The following is an 18,267-nucleotide window of genomic DNA, read 5'->3' as shown; positions in this document are numbered from 1 at the left end:
CTTACACCATCAATAAGTTTGTATGAATCGCTTGAAGCCTTGTATAGTAAAGGTTCCAGGCGGTTTTTAGTGGTGGGGGAAGTGGTGCACCCGACAGGGATCGAACCTGTGACCTTCAGCTTCGGAAACTGACACTCTATCCAACTGAGCTACGGGTGCATGCGGTGAGGCAGCGGGATCATAACCCAATACCGGCCGGGCGTCCAGTGGTGGGTTTTGCCTTGGCGTAAGCCTTCTCGTATAATCGTCACATCTCTTAAATGTCATTTTTTTTCAGGCGAGGCGCACAATGAATAATGAGAGCGTGATGGCCCCGGTTCAGATAGTCAAATTCCTGATCGGTGTCGTTGTCTTTCTTGTCGTGGCGATCTTTCTGCTTGCTAAACTCGCGACCAGCGGCTTCGATATCAACGCTGAAGTCATGACCAAAGAGGCGATCTCCGCCCGCCTGAAACCCGTCGGCGAGTCGATAGGCAGCGAAGGGGTTCCCGGCAGCCGCAATGGCGAGTCCGTGTACAAGGCGGTCTGTGTCTCGTGCCATGGGGCCGGCCTGCTCGGGTCGCCCAAATTCGGTGATACCGCCGCCTGGGCGCCGCGTATCGGGCAGGGCTTCGAAGTCTTGCTCAAACATGCTCTCGGTGGTTTCAATGCGATGCCGGCCAAGGGTGGGAGCAGCGCCTTGAGCGACGATGAGGTCGGACGCGCCGTTGCGTTCATGGCCAACGCGGGTGGTGCTACGTTCAAGGAGCCCAAGGCGGCCGATGCCAGTGCCGCGGCGGCGGCGCCGGCGCCGGGCAATGCGAGTTCCGGCATGTAGCTTGCCGTGTTTTATCTCTTTGTCATTTTTTCGTCAGGGGCGCGCGGCGCCCTGGCGGCAATGGGATGAAACGTAAAGCCAGGTTAAGGCACAAACCCGGCGCTGGGCGGGCCAGCAAAGCACACCTGTCCGAAAGGACAGGTGTGGGGATGGGGTCGATAGGGCATCATGAATGCGTCTGAAGTGCCCGGATCTTTTCTTTTTTTTACCCCGGTCCGGTTGGGTAGGTTTTTAGCATTACCTACCTAGAGATGTTCCTCAAATTGGATATGGCGCCCTCGTGGCGCCATCTTTTCGTCCGAAATTTCTTTTTTCCCGATTATTCTTTCTTGGCGCGCGCATCCAGCATGGCGGTGAGGTTGGCGAGTTTGGCCCGTCCCTCGTGGCGCGAGACCAGCGGTTCCGCTCCCGGACGGCCGTAGTGGCGCATATCTTCGCCATCGATTTCCTGGATGAAGCGCGAAGGGTCGACGAATAACCATTCACCCGCGCGGCGGCGCTTGACGCAATAGGTCAGGGTCAGGCTGCGCTGGGCGCGGGTAATGCCGACATACATCAGCCGCCGCTCTTCCTCCAGCATGCCGTTGTCGACCGATTCCTGATGCGGAAGGATGCCTTCCTCGGTGCCCACCAGAAATACGTGGGGATATTCGAGCCCCTTGGAGGCATGCAGGGTCGACATCTTGACCGCGTCGACGTCGTCCTGATCGCGTCCTTCCAGCATGGTGATCAGGGCGATGGTCTGCGTGAGGTCGATCAGGGTTTTGTTGTCCTCGCTGCCTTTTTTATCCAGCCAGGCGATCATGTCCTGTACGTTTTTCCACTTGCTTTCCGCCGGCCGGGGTTCTTCGCTGTCGTAGAGCCAGGCCTCATAACCTATTGCCAGCAGCATTTCCTGGGCCAGTGCGCCCGCCGGTTCGCGCAGCGCTCGGTACTGCAGATTGGTGATGAAACGGCAGAACTCGAGCAGCGGTTGCATCTGCGCATCCAGCACCTGCTGGCGCAGGCCCTCTTCGTGCGCGGCGGCGAACAGGCTCAGCTTGCGCTGGCCGGCGTAAGTCCCCAATTTTTCCAGCGTACCGGCGCCGACGCCACGCCGCGGCGTGGTCAGCGCGCGAATGAAGGCCGGGTCGTCGTCCGGGTTGGTGAGCAGGCGCATATACGCGATCACATCCTTGATTTCGGGCTTGTCAAAAAAGGACTGGCCGCCCGACATCTGGTACGGAATGCGCTGGTTGCGCAGCGCCTGCTCGAAGATGCGCGCTTGATAGTTGCCGCGATAGAGGATCGCGTAGTCGGCGAAGCGGGTGCGGTGCTCGAATTTATGCGCAAGCAACCTTTGCACCACGGTTTCGGCTTCGTGCTCCTCGTCCTTGCACATGATCACGTTGATCGGGTCGCCGATGCCGAGATCGCTCCACAGCTTTTTTTCGAACAGCTTGGGATTGTTGGCGATCACGCTGTTGGCTGCGCGCAGGATGCGTGCGGTGGAACGGTAATTCTGCTCGAGCTTGATGACGTTCAGCTTGGGGAAGTCCACCTGGAGCAGGCGCAGGTTTTCCATATTGGCGCCGCGCCAGGCGTAGATGGATTGATCGTCGTCGCCCACGGCCGTGAACATGCCGCGCACCCCGGTCAGCAGTTTGACCATCTGGTACTGACAGGTATTGGTGTCCTGGTATTCGTCGAGCAGCAGGTAGCGCAGCTTGCGCTGCCAACGGGTCAGAACCTCTTCGTTGCCGCGAAACAGTTGCACAGGCAAGCGGATCAGGTCGTCAAAGTCCATTGCCTGATAGGCGGTCAGCGTACTCTGGTAGGCGAGGTAGGTCCGGGCGCAGACCGTTTCCCATTCGCTGGATGCCTCGGTCAGCATCTGCTCGGGGCTAATGAAGTCGTTTTTCCACAGCGAAATCTGGCTCTGGACCTTGCGCACTTCGTCCTTGTGCGTGGTCTTGAGGACATCCGAGATGATCTTGCCGGAATCGAAAGCATCCAGAATGGAGAACTGAGGTTTGTACCCGAGGTGCGTGGCTTCCTGGCGCAGTATATGCATACCAAGCGAGTGAAACGTCGATACCGTCAAGCCGCGCACCTCGGGCGGGGTCATGAGCTTGCCCACGCGTTCCATCATCTCGCGTGCCGCCTTGTTGGTGAAGGTGATGGCGGCGATATTGCGCGCCGAGAACTGTGCTTCGCGGATCAGGTGTGCGATCTTGTAGGTGATCACGCGCGTCTTGCCGCTGCCTGCCCCGGCCAGAACCAGAAGCGGACCGTCGAGGTAGTGGATGGCCGCGCGTTGCGGCGAATTCAGATGGGCGGGCATGAGTTTCCGGAGCGGCCAAGGCAGGGTTTGCAAATCGGTAATACAGCCCATGCATTGTAGCATGGGGTATCATGATTCCATTGCCGATGGGACGGACGAGCTCCGAACTGAAAGGAATGTATGGCGATTTACGCGATTGGCGATATACAGGGCTGCTACGAGCCGTTCCAGCAATTATTGCGGAAAATCGATTTCAATCCGGGCAAAGATACCTTGTGGCTGGCCGGCGATCTGGTCAATCGGGGCCCCCAGTCGCTCGAGGTCCTACGCTGGGTTTACCAGCACCAGAACAGCGTCGAGATGGTGCTCGGCAACCATGATCTGCACCTGCTCGCCGTGTCCGAAGGCTATGGCAAGGTCCACCCGGGCGACACGCTGCTCGAGATCGTGCATGCGGCGGATGGCAAGGTGCTGCTGGACTGGCTGCGCTGCCAGCCGATGATGATCGCAGGGCAGGGCTATGCCATGGTCCATGCGGGCCTGCTGCCGGAGTGGACGATAGACAAAGCGCTGAGACTGGCGGAAGAAGTCGAGAACGAGCTGTCGGGCCCCGGTTACCGCGAGTTGCTGGCGCGCATCTACGGCAACAAGCCGACGCGCTGGAGCGATGACTTGAAGGGCGTCGAAAGAATGAGGGTGATCATTAACGCCATGACCCGCATGCGGCTGATCACGCGCGACGGAGAAATCGATCTGGCGTACAAGGGCGAGCTGGCCGACGTGCCTGCGAACCTGATTCCGTGGTTCGACGCGCCGAGGCGGCGCAGCATCGATATGCCCGTCATCTGCGGACACTGGTCGGCGCTGGGGCTGCATGTCACCGAGGACGTCCTGGCGATCGACACCGGTTGCCTGTGGGGCGGCAGTCTTACCGCGCTTCGACTGGAAGACCGTCAGGTATTCTCGATTCCGTGTCGGGCCTACCAGACGCTAGGCTGAGCCCGGCTGCGACCTCGGCCTGCGCCGCCTGGGCCAGCATGGTGCGGTTGGCCCAGGCGCCGCTGCCGGCCACCAGCGGTGTGCCGAACGTGAGTTCGACCGTGATCCGGCGCAAGCGCAGCAAACGGCACAAGCTCTCGCGCATCACGGTATTGCCTGCATAAGACGGCGCCGTGGTCTGGACGCCGTGCTCGTCGAGATAGCGGATGGCCACCGGTTGCACCGTACTGCCGGCCAGCAGCGCCGACTCGAACAGCGAGGCCTTGAACGGCAGCAGGCCCAGCCCGTCCGATGTCGTCGCTTCGGGAAACACCGCCATGCAATCCCCCGCCTGCAATGCGTCGGCCATCTGCCGGTTGATGCGGCTGGCATCGCGCCGGTTGCTGCGATCGATGAACAGGGTGCCGCCGGCATCCGTCATCCAGCCTATGACGGGCCAGCTGCGGATTTCCTTCTTTGCGACGAAGCGCGTCATGGTGCAACTGGACAGCACGATGATATCCAGCCATGAGATATGGTTGGAAACCAGCAGCGTATTGGGCGGGTAAAGGCCGGGCGGGATGCCGTGGACCCTGACCGAGATGCCGAGGATGCGCAGCATCTTGCGCGACCAGTTGCGGGCGACCTCGGCGCGCGTCAGCAAGGGCAGGCGGCGGTAGCGGGTCATGAGGACGAACAGGCCATAGGCCAGGTGCAGGCCCATGCCGGTAAGGCGTTTGAGGCGAACGGGAAGCGATGTGGACACGGTCTTCAAGGGCGCGAGTCAAATACGATTATGAGGCACCACTCTAACACGGCTGGCAGTGTGGGCAATAGTAGCTGCTGCGTTGCCCCTGCCTGATGTGGCGTATCAGCTCGCCGCAGGCGTGGCACGGCCGATCGCCGCGGGCATAGACCCGATAGCTCTGCTGGAAATAGCCGGGTTGGCCGCTCGCGCTGACGAAGTCGCGCAGCGTACTGCCGCCGGCGGCGATGGCATCGCCAAGTACCTGTACGATGGAGGCGGCCAGGCGGTCGCATTCCGCGTGACTAAGGCTTTGCGCCGGCCGCAGCGGACCGATGCCGGCCAGGAATAGCGCTTCGTTGGCGTAGATGTTGCCGACGCCGACGACCAGATGATTGTCCATGATCGCCAGCTTGATGGCGCTGCCGCGTCGGCGAGTGCCATGGAACAGATGTGCGCCGTCGAAGTCTGCGCTCAGGGGCTCCGGGCCCAGCGCGAGGAGCAGGGGGTGGGTGGCGGCCGGCCCGGGGTGCCACAGGATGGCGCCAAAACGACGTGGGTCGCGGTAGCGCAACAGGCGCTGCGGTAGCACCAGATCGACATGCTCGTGCTTTTGAACCGGCGTGGCGGGGGCGACAAATCGCAGGCTGCCCGACATGCCGAGATGGATGATCAGCGTGCCGAGCTCGACATCGAGCAGCAAATATTTGGCGCGCCGTTCGACCGCGACGATGGTTGTACCGCGCAGCCGGCTTGCGAGGTCGGGAAGGACTGGCCAGCGCAGGCGTGCTTCGCGTACGATAATATCGAGTATCGGTTGGCCGAGCAGGTGCGGTGCCACGCCCCGACGGGTGGTTTCGACTTCTGGAAGTTCCGGCATGCCCGTGTTTACCCTTATATAAGAATCGCTAGTAGCCCGCCGGGCTGCTAGACTTGCGCATGTTATTCTACGCGTTAGCCAGGCACTGACTCCATGCTGATGAAATCTTTGAATCCTTCGATCCTGTCGCTGCTGCTCCTGACCGGTTGCGCAAGCTTTGCCCCGGGGAGGACCGCTGCCTCTGCCGATGTGCCGAAGCCGGGGGCCGTCGCCGCTGTTCCGGCCGAGAAGCTTCCGCATGTCGAGTTGACCGCGGATTTGTTCTACGGGGTCGTGGCGAGCGAGATCGCTGCCCAGCGCGGCGCGTCGGCATCGTCGGCACTGACTTACTACGATCTGGCGCAGAAGACACGCGATCCGCGCATGGCGCAACGCGCCGCCGAGTTCGGTCTGTTCAGCGGCCAGTTGGCCCTGGCCACCGATGCCCTCTCCCTGTGGATCGAGATCGATCCCGATAATATTCCCGCCCGCGAACAATTGTTGATCACGCAGCTGCGTGCCGGCAGGCTCGCCCAGAGCAAACCGCTGGCCGAGGAATTGCTGCGCCGCGATCCAGGGCAGGCCCCGCTCATTTTCGTGCAGCTCGCACGGCTGACCGCCTACCAGCAGGACAAGGCCGGCGCCTACCAGCTGGTGCGCTCGCTGGCACAAGGTTTTCCCGATTTGCCCGAAGCGCATTTCGCCATCATTGCCGTTGCCGCCGAGGTCGATGACACGGCCGCGGTGTCGTCCGAATTTGATCAGCTCGCCCGCCTGGCTCCGAAATGGGATCTGCCTGTCGTGTGGCAGGCCGATCGACTGCGGCGGCAAGACCTCGGCGCGGCCATCGACTTTCTCGGGCGCGAGCTTGCGCGGCGTCCCGATGCCGGTCTGGAACTGAAAATGGCGTACCCGCGCCTGCTGACGGCGGCCAAACGCTTCCCCGAAGCGCGGCAGGGTTTCGAGGCCTTGCTCAAGACCCACCCGGATAATCCGGATCTGCTGTATGCAACCGGCTTGCTCGCCTTTCAGCTCGACGATTTGCCACAGGCGCGCAAACGCCTTGAAGCCGCTCTGGCGGCCGGCCACCCGGAAAGCAATTTCATCCGTTTTTCGCTCGGACAACTGGCGGAAGAAACGCAGGACATAAACGCGGCTGCGGGTTGGTACCAGCAGGTCACGAGCGGCGATCGCTATCTGCCGGCGCAGAGCCGCCTTGCTTTCTTCGACGCACAGGCGGGCCGCCTCGATGCCGCCCTGCAACGTCTCGACGGCCTGGGGGGCAACGACAAGGAGCAGGTCGATCTGGCGTTGCTAGCTTCCGAGCTGGCGCGCAATGCGCGCCAGTACGAGCGGTCCTATCTCATTCTGACCTCGGCCCTGAAGCGCTTCCCGCAAGCGCCGGAACTGCTGTACGCGAGGGCGCTGGTTTCCGATCTACGGCTCAATGTCGGCGATGCCGAGCGCGATCTGCGTGCCGTGATCAAGCAGAAGCCTGACGATGCCGAAGCGCTCAATGCCCTCGGCTATACGCTGGCCAATCGCACCACCCGCTACGCCGAGGCGCATGTCCTGCTCGATCGTGCGCTCAAGCTCGATCCGCAGAATCCTGTCATTCTCGATAGCATGGGCTGGGTGCTGTTCAAGGAAGGGCGCAGCGACAGCGCGCTGGGCTTCCTGCAGCGCGCCTACAAGGCGATGCCGGACGCCGAGATCGCCGCCCACCTGGGCGAGGTGCTGTTGAAACTCGGCCGACAGCAGGAGGCGCGTGCCCTGCTGGAGCAGGCCGCCAAGACGGCAAGCGGCGACCACGAGCTGCTGAACGACACGATGCACCGGCTGTTGCCGCAATGAGATTCGGACGGCTAGCCCTGGCCCTGACGGCGAGCATCGCTCTCGGCGCCTGCGCTTCGCACGATGCGCCGTTCGCGCCGCAAGCCGCAAGCCAGAGCCGGCTGGATGCCCCGTTCAGCGCGTCCGGTCGTCTGGCGGTACGTTACGATGGGCGTGGCGAACTGGCTAATTTCGACTGGATCCACAGTGCGGCGCGCGACGAGCTGTCGATCAACACGCCGCTCGGCAACACCGTCGCGCGCCTGGTTCGCGATAGCGGCGGCGTCGAGCTGACGCAAGGAGAGGACCGCTGGCGGGCGGCCGACGTCGAGGCCCTGTCGCGGCAACGCCTGGGATGGGAGCTGCCGCTGTCCGGGCTCGCCTGGTGGATACGCGGCTACACCGCTCCCGGCCTGCCTGCGAGCGTCGATGCCGAAGGCCTGCTGCATCAGGCCGGCTGGACCATCCGTTTTGTTTCGGACGCCGATGCGCCGTCCGTCTACCCGAGCCGCGTCGAATTGTCGCGCGGCGATTTGTCGATACGCCTGCTTACTTCGACGTGGCGCCCCTGAGGCGCGCCGCCGCAGCCAGACCGGATGATCCATCAGCCATGCCGCACCCATACCTATCGTACCCTGCTCCAGCCAAACTCAATCTTTCCCTCAAGGTCGTCGGCCGCCGCGACGATGGCTACCATCTGCTGGAGACCGTGTTCCGCTTTATCGACTTCAGCGATGAGGTCGCGCTGGCCGTTCGCGACGACGGCATCATCGAGCTGTTGACGCCGATTGCGGGGGTGCCCCCCGAAAGCGATCTCACCGTGCGCGCCGCGCGGCTGCTGCAGCAAACGACGGGTGTCACCCAGGGGGTCAGCATTCGTCTGGACAAGCGCATTCCGATGGGAGGGGGGCTGGGTGGCGGCAGCTCCGACGCCGCCACCGTGCTGCTGGCGCTCAATCGCGCCTGGGGATGCGCGTTGTCGCGCGAACGCCTGATGGAGCTGGGCTTGAGCCTGGGGGCCGATGTGCCTGTGTTCATCTTCGGACGCAATGCTTTTGCCACCGGAATAGGGGAGTGCCTGAGTGAGATCGGGGTGCCGCAGGCCTGGTATCTGGTGCTGCATCCCGGGGTGCAGGTGCCGACCGCTAAAGTTTTTTCGTCCCCCTTGTTGACAAGAAATTCGCCTCTGGGCATAATGCCAATCCTCGAAACAACGCAGCAACGACGCAACGATCTGCAAAGCGTTGTTTGCGAGATGTTTCCCGAGGTGGACCGGGCTCTGACCGAGCTGGGCAAGTATGGTTCGCCACTGATGACGGGGTCGGGGAGTTGTGTGTTTCTCGAATTCGCGTCACGGCAGGAAGCAGAAAAAGTTTACCGGCTGGTGTCTGACAGGTATAGCGGTTTTGTGGCAGAAGGTTTGGCACGGCACCCGCTCTTCGACATCGTCTGACAGTTTTACTGGGGAGTCGCCAAGTGGTAAGGCACCGGATTTTGATTCCGGCATTCGTAGGTTCGATCCCTACCTCCCCAGCCAATAATTCGCTCTATTTCCTAGAGAATGAGAATAAAAGCGTGTAAGTTTCTCTTACACGCTTTTTCTTTATCCAGCGACAGCGAAGGCAAATCGGATATGGCGGCATACGACAGTTTAATGGTTTTCACCGGGACGGCTAACCCGGAGCTTGCTCAGAACGTAGTCAAGCATCTCGACATTTCCCTGGGACGTGCGGATGTGGGCCGCTTCAGCGACGGTGAGGTCGCAGTCGAACTGCTGGAGAACGTTCGCGGTCGCGACGTGTTCATCCTGCAATCGACCTGCAACCCGACCAACGACAATCTGATGGAAATCCTGACCATGGCCGACGCGCTCAAACGCGCCTCGGCCGGTCGTATTACCGCCGCCATCCCCTATTTCGGCTATGCCCGCCAGGATCGCCGCCCGCGTTCCGCCCGCGTGCCGATTTCGGCCAAGCTGGTGGCCAATATGCTGACCTCGGCCGGTATCGATCGCGTGCTGACGGTCGACCTTCACGCCGACCAGATCCAGGGCTTCTTCGACATGCCGGTGGACAACGTCTACGCCACGCCTGTGCTGCTCAAGGATATACGCGCACAGCGCATCGAAGACCTGATCGTGGTCAGTCCCGACGTCGGCGGCGTGGTCCGCGCGCGGGCCATGGCCAAGGCGCTCAACACCGACCTCGCGATCATCGACAAGCGACGTCCGAAAGCCAATGTGGCCGAAGTGATGAATATCATCGGCGACGTGTCCGGACGCACCTGCCTGATCGTCGACGACATGATCGATACCGCCAACACCCTGTGCAAGGCGGCTTCGGCACTGAAGGAACGCGGCGCCGACCGCGTGCTGGCCTATGCGACTCACGCCGTGTTTTCCGGGCAGGCCATCGACCGCCTGTCCAGCTCGGACATCGACCAGGTCGTTGTTTCCGACACGATTCCGTTGACGCGCGAAGCGCGTTCCTGCTCCCGTATCCGTGTGGTTTCCATCGCCGGACTGCTGGCCGAAACGCTGCGCCGCATCAACAATGAAGAATCGGTATCCTATCTCTTCAATGAAGAGCTGGTATCGTCTGGCGCAAGCCTGCTGTAAACACCCGGACGCTGGTCGCGGCGGCGGGTGAACTTAATCTGAACTGGAGCATTACATGTCTTTCGAACTTATCGCTACCAAGCGTGAAGAAATTGGTACGGGTGCGAGCCGCCGCCTGCGTCACGCTGGCAAGCTGCCGGCCGTTGTCTACGGTGGCAACAAGGACGCCGAATCGGTCGTTCTGGATCACAACCCGCTGTACTACGCACTGAAAAACGAAGCGTTCCACTCCGACATTCTGAACCTCGTCATCGACGGTCAGACCCAGCCGGTGATGCTGCGCGATTTCCAGATGCACCCGTACAAGCAACAAATCCTGCACATCGACTTCCAGCGCGTCGATCTGAACGAAAAGATCCACGTGAAGGTGCAACTGCACTTCATCAACGCCGACGAATCCAGCGCCGTCAAGAATCAAGGCGTGAAGATCTCGCACGTTCTGACCGAAGTTGACGTTCGCGCCCTGCCGAACGCGCTGCCGAAGTTTGTCGAAGTGGATCTGGGCAAGATCGAAGCCGGTCAATCGGTTCACCTGTCCGATCTGAAACTGCCGGAAGGTGTTGAATTCACCGCTCTGGGTCGTGGCGAAAACGCTACCGTGGCTCTGGCTTCCGCCGCTGCCAAGGAAGAGCCGGCCGCCTGATTCACGGCCCCGCTGTGACGAGCTCGCCGCGTGCCTCAGGGTGCGCAGCGGGCTTTTTTGTTGGGATGGCACCATGTCCGAAATTCGACTGATCGTCGGGTTGGGAAACCCCGGCCCGGAATACGTAAAAACCCGCCACAACGCGGGCTTCTGGCTGTTGGACGAGTTCGCCTGGCAACAGAAGGCAAACTTCCACACCGAAGGCAAGTTTTTCGGCGATGTGGCGCGGATGAGCCGTAGCGATGGCGGCGACCTGTGGCTGCTGAAGCCGTCGACCTTCATGAATCTGTCCGGACAGGCCGTGGTCGCACTGGCCCGTTTCTACAAGATACTGCCCGACCAGATTCTGGTCGTGCATGACGAACTCGACCTGCCCCCCGGTTGCGCCCGCTTCAAGCAGGGCGGCGGCCACGGGGGACACAACGGCCTCAAGGACATCATCGCACGGTGCGGCGGGCCTGATTTCTGGCGCTTGCGCCTCGGCATCGGCCACCCCGGCGACCGCGCCGAAGTGGTCAACTATGTGCTGAAAAAGCCGCGCGGCGAAGAGCAGACCGAGATCGACGGTGCCATCATCAGCGCCTTGGCGGTATTGCCGCAGGCGCTGGCGGGCGATATGGCCGGTGCGATGAAGCAATTGCATACCGCCGCCAAGTGACGACCGGGGCGCCGGCCACAGAATGCTATAATCGCGCTAGTCCCACGCAGCAGAAGCGGCAATCCGGATCCTGCTGCCTAATTATTGAATGCTAAGGATTTTCCATGAGTCTCAAGTGCGGCATCGTTGGCTTGCCCAACGTCGGTAAGTCGACCCTGTTCAATGCGCTGACCAAGGCGGGTATCGAAGCGGCCAATTACCCGTTCTGTACCATCGAGCCCAATGTCGGCATCGTCGAAGTTCCGGACGAACGCATGGACAAGCTGTCCGCCATCGTCAATCCGCAGCGCATCCAGCCCGCCATTGTCGAATTCGTCGACATCGCCGGCCTGGTGGCCGGCGCGTCGCGCGGCGAAGGGCTGGGCAACCAGTTCCTGGCCAATATTCGCGAAACCGACGCCATCGTCAACGTGGTGCGCTGCTTCGAAGACGAAAACGTGATCCATGTGGCCGGGCGCGTCGATCCGATTTCCGATATCGAAACGATAGGCACCGAACTCGCGTTGGCCGACCTCGCGACAGTGGAAAAAGCCATACAGCGCGACGGCAAGAAAGCCAAGTCCGGCGATAAGGACGCGATCAGGACCGTCGCCGTACTGGAAAAATTGCAGGCCCACCTCGACCAGGGCAAGCCCGCACGCAGCCTGGGCCTGGACGAGGACGAAGTCGCGCTGGTCAAGCCCTATTGCCTGCTGACGATCAAGCCGGCCATGTATGTGGCCAATGTGGCTGAAGACGGTTTCAGCGATAACCCGCACCTGGCGCGGCTGGAAGCCCTGGCCGCCGCCGAAGGCGCGCCGGTGGTCGCATTGTGCGCCTCCATCGAGTCCGAGATTGCCGACCTGGAAGACGCCGACAAGGCCGAATTCCTGGCCGAGATGGGCCTGAAGGAGCCGGGCCTGAATCGCCTGATCCGGGTTGGCTATTCTCTGCTCGGCCTGCAGACCTATTTCACGGCAGGAGTGAAGGAAGTTCGTGCCTGGACCGTCGCCGTCGGCGCGACCGCGCCGCAGGCCGCCGGCGTGATCCACACCGACTTCGAGCGCGGTTTCATCCGCGCCCAGGTGATCAGCTTCGACGACTTCGTCACCTTGGGCGGCGAAGCCAAAGCCAAGGAAGCCGGCAAGATGCGCGTCGAAGGCAAGGAATACATCGTCAAGGATGGCGATGTGATGCACTTCCTGTTCAACGTCTGAGTTTGATTCTGGATTTGTCCGGATCTTGCCGGACGGTAAAAGGCCCGAGAATGTCAGGTTCTCGGGCCTTTTCTATTCCGGAACGGCCCGGTGGCATCCGTTGAAAGCCGGGTATTTACCGGGTACGATTTATCATCCCCAGCAGAAACAGGGTATGGGAGCCAGAGGGACTGACTGTCGAAAAATAGACCGGTCTCCTCCTGTCATCGCTTAACCGTTTGTCGCTCACCCAAGGCGACGATAAGCTTATCGATAATTCAAGCGATGGGATGTTGCTGTGCATCCGACGACAGTTTCAGGCACCATCTGGCGCTTACACCAGGGTTGTCCGGTACAAACAAACTATAAGCTATTTCTTTATGCTCAGGTTTGTGTCTTGTGAGACATGAAGGCGCAACAATTTTGCGTGCATTATGCCAGCCCGACCACACCACTAGCGTGACGTTAGTCCCAAGCATGCAGGGTAAAGCGTTTTCACACCTGACGGGCAGGATTACGATTGCGCGCGCTGGGCCGTTGCCGCCGAGATAGTCTGCCACAGCTGAAGGCGGGGCGGGCATCCCGTGTTGCATATACGCTTTAAGGCTAATACGATAATATGCTAATGTGGTGGCCTGGTTGCTTTCGTTCAGGATCGCCGGTGGAGTGTTTTATCCATCGCGGCCATCTGTTAAAACGTTCTTGCGGTTTGCAGGTTAATTTACGCCGGTCAAGACACGCATTGCATCGGTAGGCAGTCTGCTGGGGTCTGCCTCCAATGAGTCAAGTGGCAGCTTTAAATTGACATGCTTTCCTTTTACCAAAATGCGAACCGATGGGTTCGTTGAAGACTATTAACCCTCAAGCTCATATGCGCATCTATCCACTTATCGCCCTTGTCTTGGTGTTGTTGCAAGGCTGCAGTATGCCGCAGTCCTCCAGTGAATTTGAAAAGACGCCGGAAGCCATATTCCTCAAAGCCACAGTAAATAAACTTGTGGCGCATGACTACGACTCTATCGAATCATTGATCGATAAACGGGTTCATCAGTCAGATATAAAGCAAGTGCTGGAGCGAACCCGTTCTATGGTTCCTGACGGTGTCCCAACTCATCTGGAACCCGCCGCATGGCGTTTATTCAAAATAACAAGCACAGCGAACGATGGCAACAGTTCACGTGGCACAAGTGTAGCAATCGAATACACCTATCCAGGCCCTAAATGGGTCATATTTTCCGCCAACCTTTCAGGTGAGCCTGATAACCTTCGCATCCTGTCTTTCAATATTGAGCGGATTGCAGCGCCTCTTTCTGAACAGAATGATTTCACGCTGAGTGGAAAAAGTGTTGTTCACTATCTGTTTCTTCTCTTCACGGCAGCAGCATTCACGATTTCCATCTATGCCTTCATTCGATGCCTTCGCACTAAGGGATTGAAGCGTAAGTGGCTCTGGTCGTTCTTCACATTGGTCGGCTTCGTTGCCTTCTCAATGAATTGGACCACCGGCGCAGTGTTTGTAAACTTTCTGCGTTTCGATTTTTTTAGCGCAGCTTGCATGCGAGATGGCTGGCTCGGTCCCTGGACAATCACCTTTTCCATTCCGCTTGGGGCGTTGTTATTTCTCTGGAAGCACCGAACGTCAGTCACCCGCCCGGTCAGTGATGACTAACTGCTGCAGCAGCGTGGACGCTGACGAGTTGGGCTGTCCGCTCTGCTCGAGCAGTTGTCGGTGGGGCGACGGATCGCTGCCATTGCCTCTTGGATATCATGACCGTTCGCTCCGGGGCGATATCAGCCGCGTGAAACAGACTGTATTTCGGCCGAGAGCAGATGCAGCCTAAATCAACCGAGCGGCCATTCGCAGGACTGCTCCACTCGGAAACCGGTCATAAAGCCAACGTGAGCAATTCGGCCAATAAGGTTTCTGGGCTGGATGGATGAACCGACCGTTATGTGACATTTGTACGTCATATGGAATTGTCTACACCAGTTGTAGACAATTCAAGCACTCCTGCTATCGTTGCCTTGCAAAAAATGCAAAGCAGCCCAAACAGAGATGACTAATCATGCTAAAAGGCCAACCTTTTATTGGCTTTTGTGGCCTCTATCTATTAGATCGAGCTTACCCTTTGTGACTTATTGGCTTTACCCACGGGATAGAGAGCCTTCAGTATCGGAACCTGTATACGTTCAACAAGATACCGTGCTGCACTTGGTGTCAAATGGCCTATATCCATACTAGTGATCATGGGCTGTCCGTTCCCTTCATCGACGCGCGAGATGCATCCAGCTTGCTTGCACAAAACATTCACGCTAGATATAAACTCAGCGTGATGTGTTTCAACAGCATGCTGCATGGTCTGCTCTGCTTTCTTGATATCCATCGCGTTGTTTTCTTTTAGATATACCGGTAGCGCTGTCCCATAGTTGCGATAAAGCCTAAAAACAATCCGAGGCAGATCATCATTCCATACTGGATCTGATCCGATAACAATAATTTTGCTTGTCGGACTCGCCTCACGAATAGCATCAATGGTTTTGGATAGGCCATCGATTGCATTTTTTTCCTGCCATCGCGAATGAAGCAGAACCAGTGCTGGCCTTAGCTGGCTGACCCTCTTCATGTTGTCATGGTTAGCATCATTGCAGTATGGCCTATCAGCAATATGCATCGTTGGGTATGGCTCACATCCTGAAGCTGTAAACTGGGCTATTCGAAAATCAACCACATGTTGAAGAGTCTTTAATCCAGGGTAAAGTGATGCCGCATGTGAATCTCCCCAGAGGAATATACTGGGTTTATTTTCTTTCAACTTCGTTTGTTCAATGCACTCGCCTGAAAAGTTGGATGACTCTTCCAGGAAGCACCTCCCGATACGCCACTCTTGCTCAATATCCGGTTTGGGACCAGTCAGATCCTTGCTAACCTTCATTAAACGAAAACTCATTCCATCTCGCTCATACACATTCACCCCAAGTGTACAGACAAAAATCATGGCTACCGACAATCCAGCGGTGTTCAGTGATTTTTTATCCTTAAAGAAGCCTGTACGAATCGGCCGTTCAATGATGAAGTAGGTGATTCCTGCGAGGAAAACTGCGCCCCCTATTGCCTGCCACTTCTCAACTATCGGTACCATTCCTCCTTCGGTAATGTGCAAGTAAACTAGTATTGGCCAGTGCCACAGATATAGGGGATAACTGATCAACCCAATTCCCACCGCCAGCCGATTCGAAAGTACCTTTCGGTTGACCAAGGCCTCCGGACCAGCTGCAATCAATGCGACGGCGCCTGCGACGGGAAAAAATGCCAACCAACCTGGGAACTGGCTTGCTTTGTCCAGAGCGGCCATCGGGATAAGGCACATAGCTAGTCCCAGGCATGATGTCCAATCCATGGTCCTCTGCCCTTCCAGATGGTACTTTTTAAGGGTAATGGCAACGGCTCCTCCTGCCAATAACTCCCAATACCGCGCCCAGGGAGCAAAAAACGCCTCGGCTGGTTTTGCTGCGGTGAGATACACCGCAGTGAGGAATGAGAGTATGCCAGTGATTAGCAGCATCACCCTACGAGCTTTGCCATTCTGCTGAGTTATGAGAATCAGTAACGGCCATACAATGTAGAACTGCTCCTCCACGCCGAGTGACCAGAGATGGAGCAATGGCTTCTGTGCACTAGATGTGTCGAAGTAGCCAGACTCCATCCAGTATGAAATATTCGATGAGAACAAGGCTCCTGCAGCAACGTTCTTGCCAAGAGCGGAAAATTCGTCTGGAAGAAGAATGTAGTAGCCAAATACCATTACCGTTACAAGTACAGTCAGCAAGGCAGGGAAAATCCTAAGAATTCGTCTCTGATAAAATATCATGATAGAGTACTTGCCATGCTCAGAATCAGAAACTAGAATTCCAGTAATTAGGAACCCTGAAATAACGAAGAAAATATCAACTCCAATATAGCCTCCACTGAGTAAGCTTTTTGGGAAAGCATGAAAAATAACAACTCCAAGGACAGCTAAGGCTCTTAATCCGTCAATGTCTTGACGGTAATTTATATTGTTTCCCATATCAAAATTCACCAATGCGATTGAGAATTATTTTTGTTTTAGTTGCAAAATCAAGGTCGTGACCATTGCACTGCCATACCTGCTGATTTAGTACGTCTCGTTGCAAAGACGACAATAAGTAAAGTGTTGGTTCCCGATGAAAATGATAAAGATTTTTAAACTGAAGTTTAAAAATGGCTAGCGGGAAAGTTTTATTGGAAGGGATGGAACGCTTCGCGCTGATCATTTTATATTCAAATTTTCATACAAATAAATGACATTGTTGTTTTTTAATTATCAGTTTAATTGGACCCACGGTCAAGTCTGGTGTCAATTAATTTTTAGTTAAAATAATCGTTAAGCATATTTTATGGCAAACACCATGATGCTTTCGTTCAGTAAACTAAAAATATCTATACAAATCAATCTGTTATGCTTGTTTTTGGCAGGATGGCTGCTTAGAGCGATGTTATAGTGGTAAAATATTAACCGCCTCGGTTTCTAGATAATTCTATGGCTGCTTCCGATGCGAAAGCAGTGACACTTCTTCTCGCCGTGGGAAAGACAGCTATGGCCGACCTGCTGCCGGTGAACTGACTCCATTAAAGTCCGTTCCAGTCAGATAGCTGCCATTTAGGCATCAAACGGTATGAGCGGCCGCTTCGGGTCGATTCCGCCATGCCGCGACCCTTGTGAGCGCAATCGAAACCCCGCCTCGCCTGCCCACTTCAGGCCCGGCAAATCATGCTCCCGCATGAATCCTCGCAACCCCCCCTGCCTGAATCATGCGTTCTAATGCACTCTCATGCGCGTGCATTCCGGACCGTGCAGGGGGCTGGGAACTTCGTCCGTGTTTTTCCTGAACCATTCGTCTGACACGCCGGATGAGTCATTCGGTCGAAGCCGGTTCCGATCACATCGATGGGAACCGGCTTCGCACACTATTTCGGTCTGCTGCCGACCCGCTCGCGAAGCGTCGTCCACCCCTCAAACCCTGTGACAAAATGTCGCATTTTCCAGGCGTGGAAATACAGCTATGTTGAACACGAACCTGTAAACAGGCACTCCAAGGCCTGCGAAATGGACGCTGCCCGCCACCGATTCGGCGGGCTTTTTTTTACCGGAAAACCTGCCCGGGGGAGGCTTCGTCCCGCAAGCGTCTCTTTCCTGGCGGGCCACACCGCTCAAGGCGGTGTGGCCGTTTGGTTGGAATGGCTCAGACCTGCTCAGTCGTCATGGTGCAGGTTTTCTTCGATCACGACATTGATCACCGCGAGCGAAACCGCCAGGGGCAAACCGAGAATCCAGGCAAAATACCACATCGATCATTCTCCTCAGTAGGCGCTCTTGGAATTGGCGCGGATCTGTTCTTCGGTCACCGGGCCGCGCATCACGCGATAGCACCAGGTGGTATACAGCAGTATCAGTGGCGTGAACACGATGGCGACCCAGAACATGATGGTCAGCGTCAGCGGGCTGGAGGTGGCATCCCAGGCCGTCAGGCTGGCATTGGGGTTCAGACTGGATGGCATGAGGAAGGGGAACATGCTGGCCCCGGCCGTGCCGATCACCCCGGCCTGCGTCAGGCTAGACGCGATAAAGGCCGCACCGCCGCGACCGCGGCTGCCGAACA

The 18,267-nt window shown here is 57.8% G+C and carries 16 protein-coding genes and 2 tRNA genes; 11 read left to right on the top strand and 7 right to left on the bottom strand.

Annotated elements, in window-relative coordinates:
• Window positions 1–82 precede the first annotated feature (82 nt).
• Window positions 83–159: transfer RNA gene (locus G520_RS0113255), tRNA-Arg, on the bottom strand.
• 130 nt (window positions 160–289) lie between these two features.
• Here G520_RS0113255 and G520_RS22775 point away from each other — a divergent pair.
• The gene (locus tag G520_RS22775) at window positions 290–817 is read left to right on the top strand and encodes a c-type cytochrome (RefSeq protein ID WP_084637630.1); all 528 of its coding nucleotides are present in this window, start codon (window positions 290–292) and stop codon (window positions 815–817) included.
• A 319-nt stretch (window positions 818–1,136) separates the two neighbouring features.
• Here G520_RS22775 and G520_RS0113245 read toward each other — a convergent pair whose 3' ends face one another.
• Complete coding sequence (locus G520_RS0113245) at window positions 1,137–3,140, bottom strand: UvrD-helicase domain-containing protein (protein ID WP_028536087.1); 2,004 nt, start codon at window positions 3,138–3,140, stop codon at window positions 1,137–1,139.
• Window positions 3,141–3,260: 120 nt separating this feature from the next.
• On the opposite strand from G520_RS0113245, the gene G520_RS0113240 reads away from it, so the two are divergent.
• Window positions 3,261–4,079 carry a symmetrical bis(5'-nucleosyl)-tetraphosphatase gene (locus G520_RS0113240; RefSeq protein ID WP_028536086.1) on the top strand — a complete coding sequence of 273 codons (819 nt, stop codon included), beginning with the start codon at window positions 3,261–3,263 and terminating at the stop codon, window positions 4,077–4,079.
• On the opposite strand, the gene G520_RS0113235 is transcribed toward G520_RS0113240, so the two are convergent.
• On the bottom strand, window positions 4,009–4,824 hold the full coding sequence (locus G520_RS0113235; RefSeq protein WP_246542725.1) for a lysophospholipid acyltransferase family protein: 816 nt from the start codon (window positions 4,822–4,824) through the stop codon (window positions 4,009–4,011). The two genes, G520_RS0113240 and G520_RS0113235, sit on opposite strands and share 71 nt — an antisense overlap.
• Before the next feature lie 43 nt (window positions 4,825–4,867).
• Window positions 4,868–5,683, bottom strand: coding sequence for a bifunctional DNA-formamidopyrimidine glycosylase/DNA-(apurinic or apyrimidinic site) lyase (gene mutM / locus G520_RS0113230; RefSeq protein ID WP_028536084.1), 816 nt, complete (start codon window positions 5,681–5,683; stop codon window positions 4,868–4,870).
• Window positions 5,684–5,776: 93 nt separating this feature from the next.
• Here mutM and G520_RS0113225 point away from each other — a divergent pair, with 93 nt between their 5' ends.
• The 9 genes from G520_RS0113225 to G520_RS0113185 all read left to right on the top strand — a co-directional run bounded on the left by G520_RS0113225 (window position 5,777) and on the right by G520_RS0113185 (window position 14,257).
• The gene (locus tag G520_RS0113225) at window positions 5,777–7,516 is read left to right on the top strand and encodes a tetratricopeptide repeat protein (protein ID WP_028536083.1); all 1,740 of its coding nucleotides are present in this window, start codon (window positions 5,777–5,779) and stop codon (window positions 7,514–7,516) included.
• Window positions 7,513–8,067: a lipoprotein insertase outer membrane protein LolB gene (lolB, locus tag G520_RS0113220; RefSeq protein WP_028536082.1), complete on the top strand. Its 555-nt coding sequence runs from the start codon at window positions 7,513–7,515 to the stop codon at window positions 8,065–8,067. Before G520_RS0113225 ends, lolB begins: the two co-directional genes overlap by 4 nt.
• A gap of 38 nt (window positions 8,068–8,105) precedes the next feature.
• Window positions 8,106–8,948 carry a 4-(cytidine 5'-diphospho)-2-C-methyl-D-erythritol kinase gene (gene ispE, locus G520_RS0113215; RefSeq protein WP_028536081.1) on the top strand — a complete coding sequence of 281 codons (843 nt, stop codon included), beginning with the start codon at window positions 8,106–8,108 and terminating at the stop codon, window positions 8,946–8,948.
• Between the two features lie 9 nt (window positions 8,949–8,957).
• A tRNA-Gln gene (locus G520_RS0113210) sits at window positions 8,958–9,032 on the top strand.
• A 96-nt stretch (window positions 9,033–9,128) separates the two neighbouring features.
• On the top strand, window positions 9,129–10,112 hold the full coding sequence (locus G520_RS0113205; RefSeq protein ID WP_028536080.1) for a ribose-phosphate pyrophosphokinase: 984 nt from the start codon (window positions 9,129–9,131) through the stop codon (window positions 10,110–10,112).
• Between the two features lie 55 nt (window positions 10,113–10,167).
• Complete coding sequence (locus G520_RS0113200) at window positions 10,168–10,755, top strand: 50S ribosomal protein L25/general stress protein Ctc (RefSeq protein ID WP_028536079.1); 588 nt, start codon at window positions 10,168–10,170, stop codon at window positions 10,753–10,755.
• Window positions 10,756–10,828: 73 nt separating this feature from the next.
• On the top strand, window positions 10,829–11,413 hold the full coding sequence (gene pth / locus G520_RS0113195) for an aminoacyl-tRNA hydrolase (protein ID WP_028536078.1): 585 nt from the start codon (window positions 10,829–10,831) through the stop codon (window positions 11,411–11,413).
• A 104-nt stretch (window positions 11,414–11,517) separates the two neighbouring features.
• Window positions 11,518–12,609, top strand: coding sequence for a redox-regulated ATPase YchF (gene ychF, locus G520_RS0113190; RefSeq protein ID WP_028536077.1), 1,092 nt, complete (start codon window positions 11,518–11,520; stop codon window positions 12,607–12,609).
• An 814-nt stretch (window positions 12,610–13,423) separates the two neighbouring features.
• Window positions 13,424–14,257: a hypothetical protein gene (locus G520_RS0113185; RefSeq protein ID WP_028536076.1), complete on the top strand. Its 834-nt coding sequence runs from the start codon at window positions 13,424–13,426 to the stop codon at window positions 14,255–14,257.
• 442 nt (window positions 14,258–14,699) lie between these two features.
• On the opposite strand, the gene G520_RS22770 is transcribed toward G520_RS0113185, so the two are convergent.
• The 3 genes from G520_RS22770 to G520_RS22765 form a co-directional block, all read right to left on the bottom strand.
• Entirely contained in the window at window positions 14,700–16,655 is a 1,956-nt protein-coding gene (locus G520_RS22770; RefSeq protein WP_084637629.1) for an acyltransferase family protein, read from the bottom strand.
• 1,205 nt (window positions 16,656–17,860) lie between these two features.
• Entirely contained in the window at window positions 17,861–17,956 is a 96-nt protein-coding gene (cydX, locus tag G520_RS24495; protein ID WP_084637521.1) for a cytochrome bd-I oxidase subunit CydX, read from the bottom strand.
• Between the two features lie 12 nt (window positions 17,957–17,968).
• Window positions 17,969–18,267, bottom strand: a 299-nt coding sequence (locus tag G520_RS22765) for a cytochrome d ubiquinol oxidase subunit II (protein ID WP_036665695.1), incomplete at its 5' end; no start/stop codon positions are given.

Origin of the sequence: Paludibacterium yongneupense DSM 18731 (assembly GCF_000422925.1) — a bacterium.
Classification (GTDB): domain Bacteria; phylum Pseudomonadota; class Gammaproteobacteria; order Burkholderiales; family Chromobacteriaceae; genus Paludibacterium; species Paludibacterium yongneupense.
Note: the sequence above shows the minus strand (reverse complement) of the source record. Positions and strands in the feature narration are given on the sequence as shown.

Excerpts from the sequence above, each read along its gene's own strand:
- G520_RS22775 (WP_084637630.1), top strand. The coding sequence starts at position 290 with ATGAATAATGAGAGCGTGATGGCCCCGGTTCAGATAGTCAAATTCCTG.
- G520_RS0113245 (WP_028536087.1), bottom strand. The coding sequence starts at position 3,140 with ATGCCCGCCCATCTGAATTCGCCGCAACGCGCGGCCATCCACTACCTC.
- G520_RS0113240 (WP_028536086.1), top strand. The coding sequence starts at position 3,261 with ATGGCGATTTACGCGATTGGCGATATACAGGGCTGCTACGAGCCGTTC.
- mutM (WP_028536084.1), bottom strand. The coding sequence starts at position 5,683 with ATGCCGGAACTTCCAGAAGTCGAAACCACCCGTCGGGGCGTGGCACCG.
- G520_RS0113225 (WP_028536083.1), top strand. The coding sequence starts at position 5,777 with ATGCTGATGAAATCTTTGAATCCTTCGATCCTGTCGCTGCTGCTCCTG.
- lolB (WP_028536082.1), top strand. The coding sequence starts at position 7,513 with ATGAGATTCGGACGGCTAGCCCTGGCCCTGACGGCGAGCATCGCTCTC.
- ispE (WP_028536081.1), top strand. The coding sequence starts at position 8,106 with ATGCCGCACCCATACCTATCGTACCCTGCTCCAGCCAAACTCAATCTT.
- G520_RS0113205 (WP_028536080.1), top strand. The coding sequence starts at position 9,129 with ATGGCGGCATACGACAGTTTAATGGTTTTCACCGGGACGGCTAACCCG.
- G520_RS0113200 (WP_028536079.1), top strand. The coding sequence starts at position 10,168 with ATGTCTTTCGAACTTATCGCTACCAAGCGTGAAGAAATTGGTACGGGT.
- pth (WP_028536078.1), top strand. The coding sequence starts at position 10,829 with ATGTCCGAAATTCGACTGATCGTCGGGTTGGGAAACCCCGGCCCGGAA.
- ychF (WP_028536077.1), top strand. The coding sequence starts at position 11,518 with ATGAGTCTCAAGTGCGGCATCGTTGGCTTGCCCAACGTCGGTAAGTCG.
- G520_RS0113185 (WP_028536076.1), top strand. The coding sequence starts at position 13,424 with ATGGGTTCGTTGAAGACTATTAACCCTCAAGCTCATATGCGCATCTAT.
- G520_RS22770 (WP_084637629.1), bottom strand. The coding sequence starts at position 16,655 with ATGGGAAACAATATAAATTACCGTCAAGACATTGACGGATTAAGAGCC.
- cydX (WP_084637521.1), bottom strand. The coding sequence starts at position 17,956 with ATGTGGTATTTTGCCTGGATTCTCGGTTTGCCCCTGGCGGTTTCGCTC.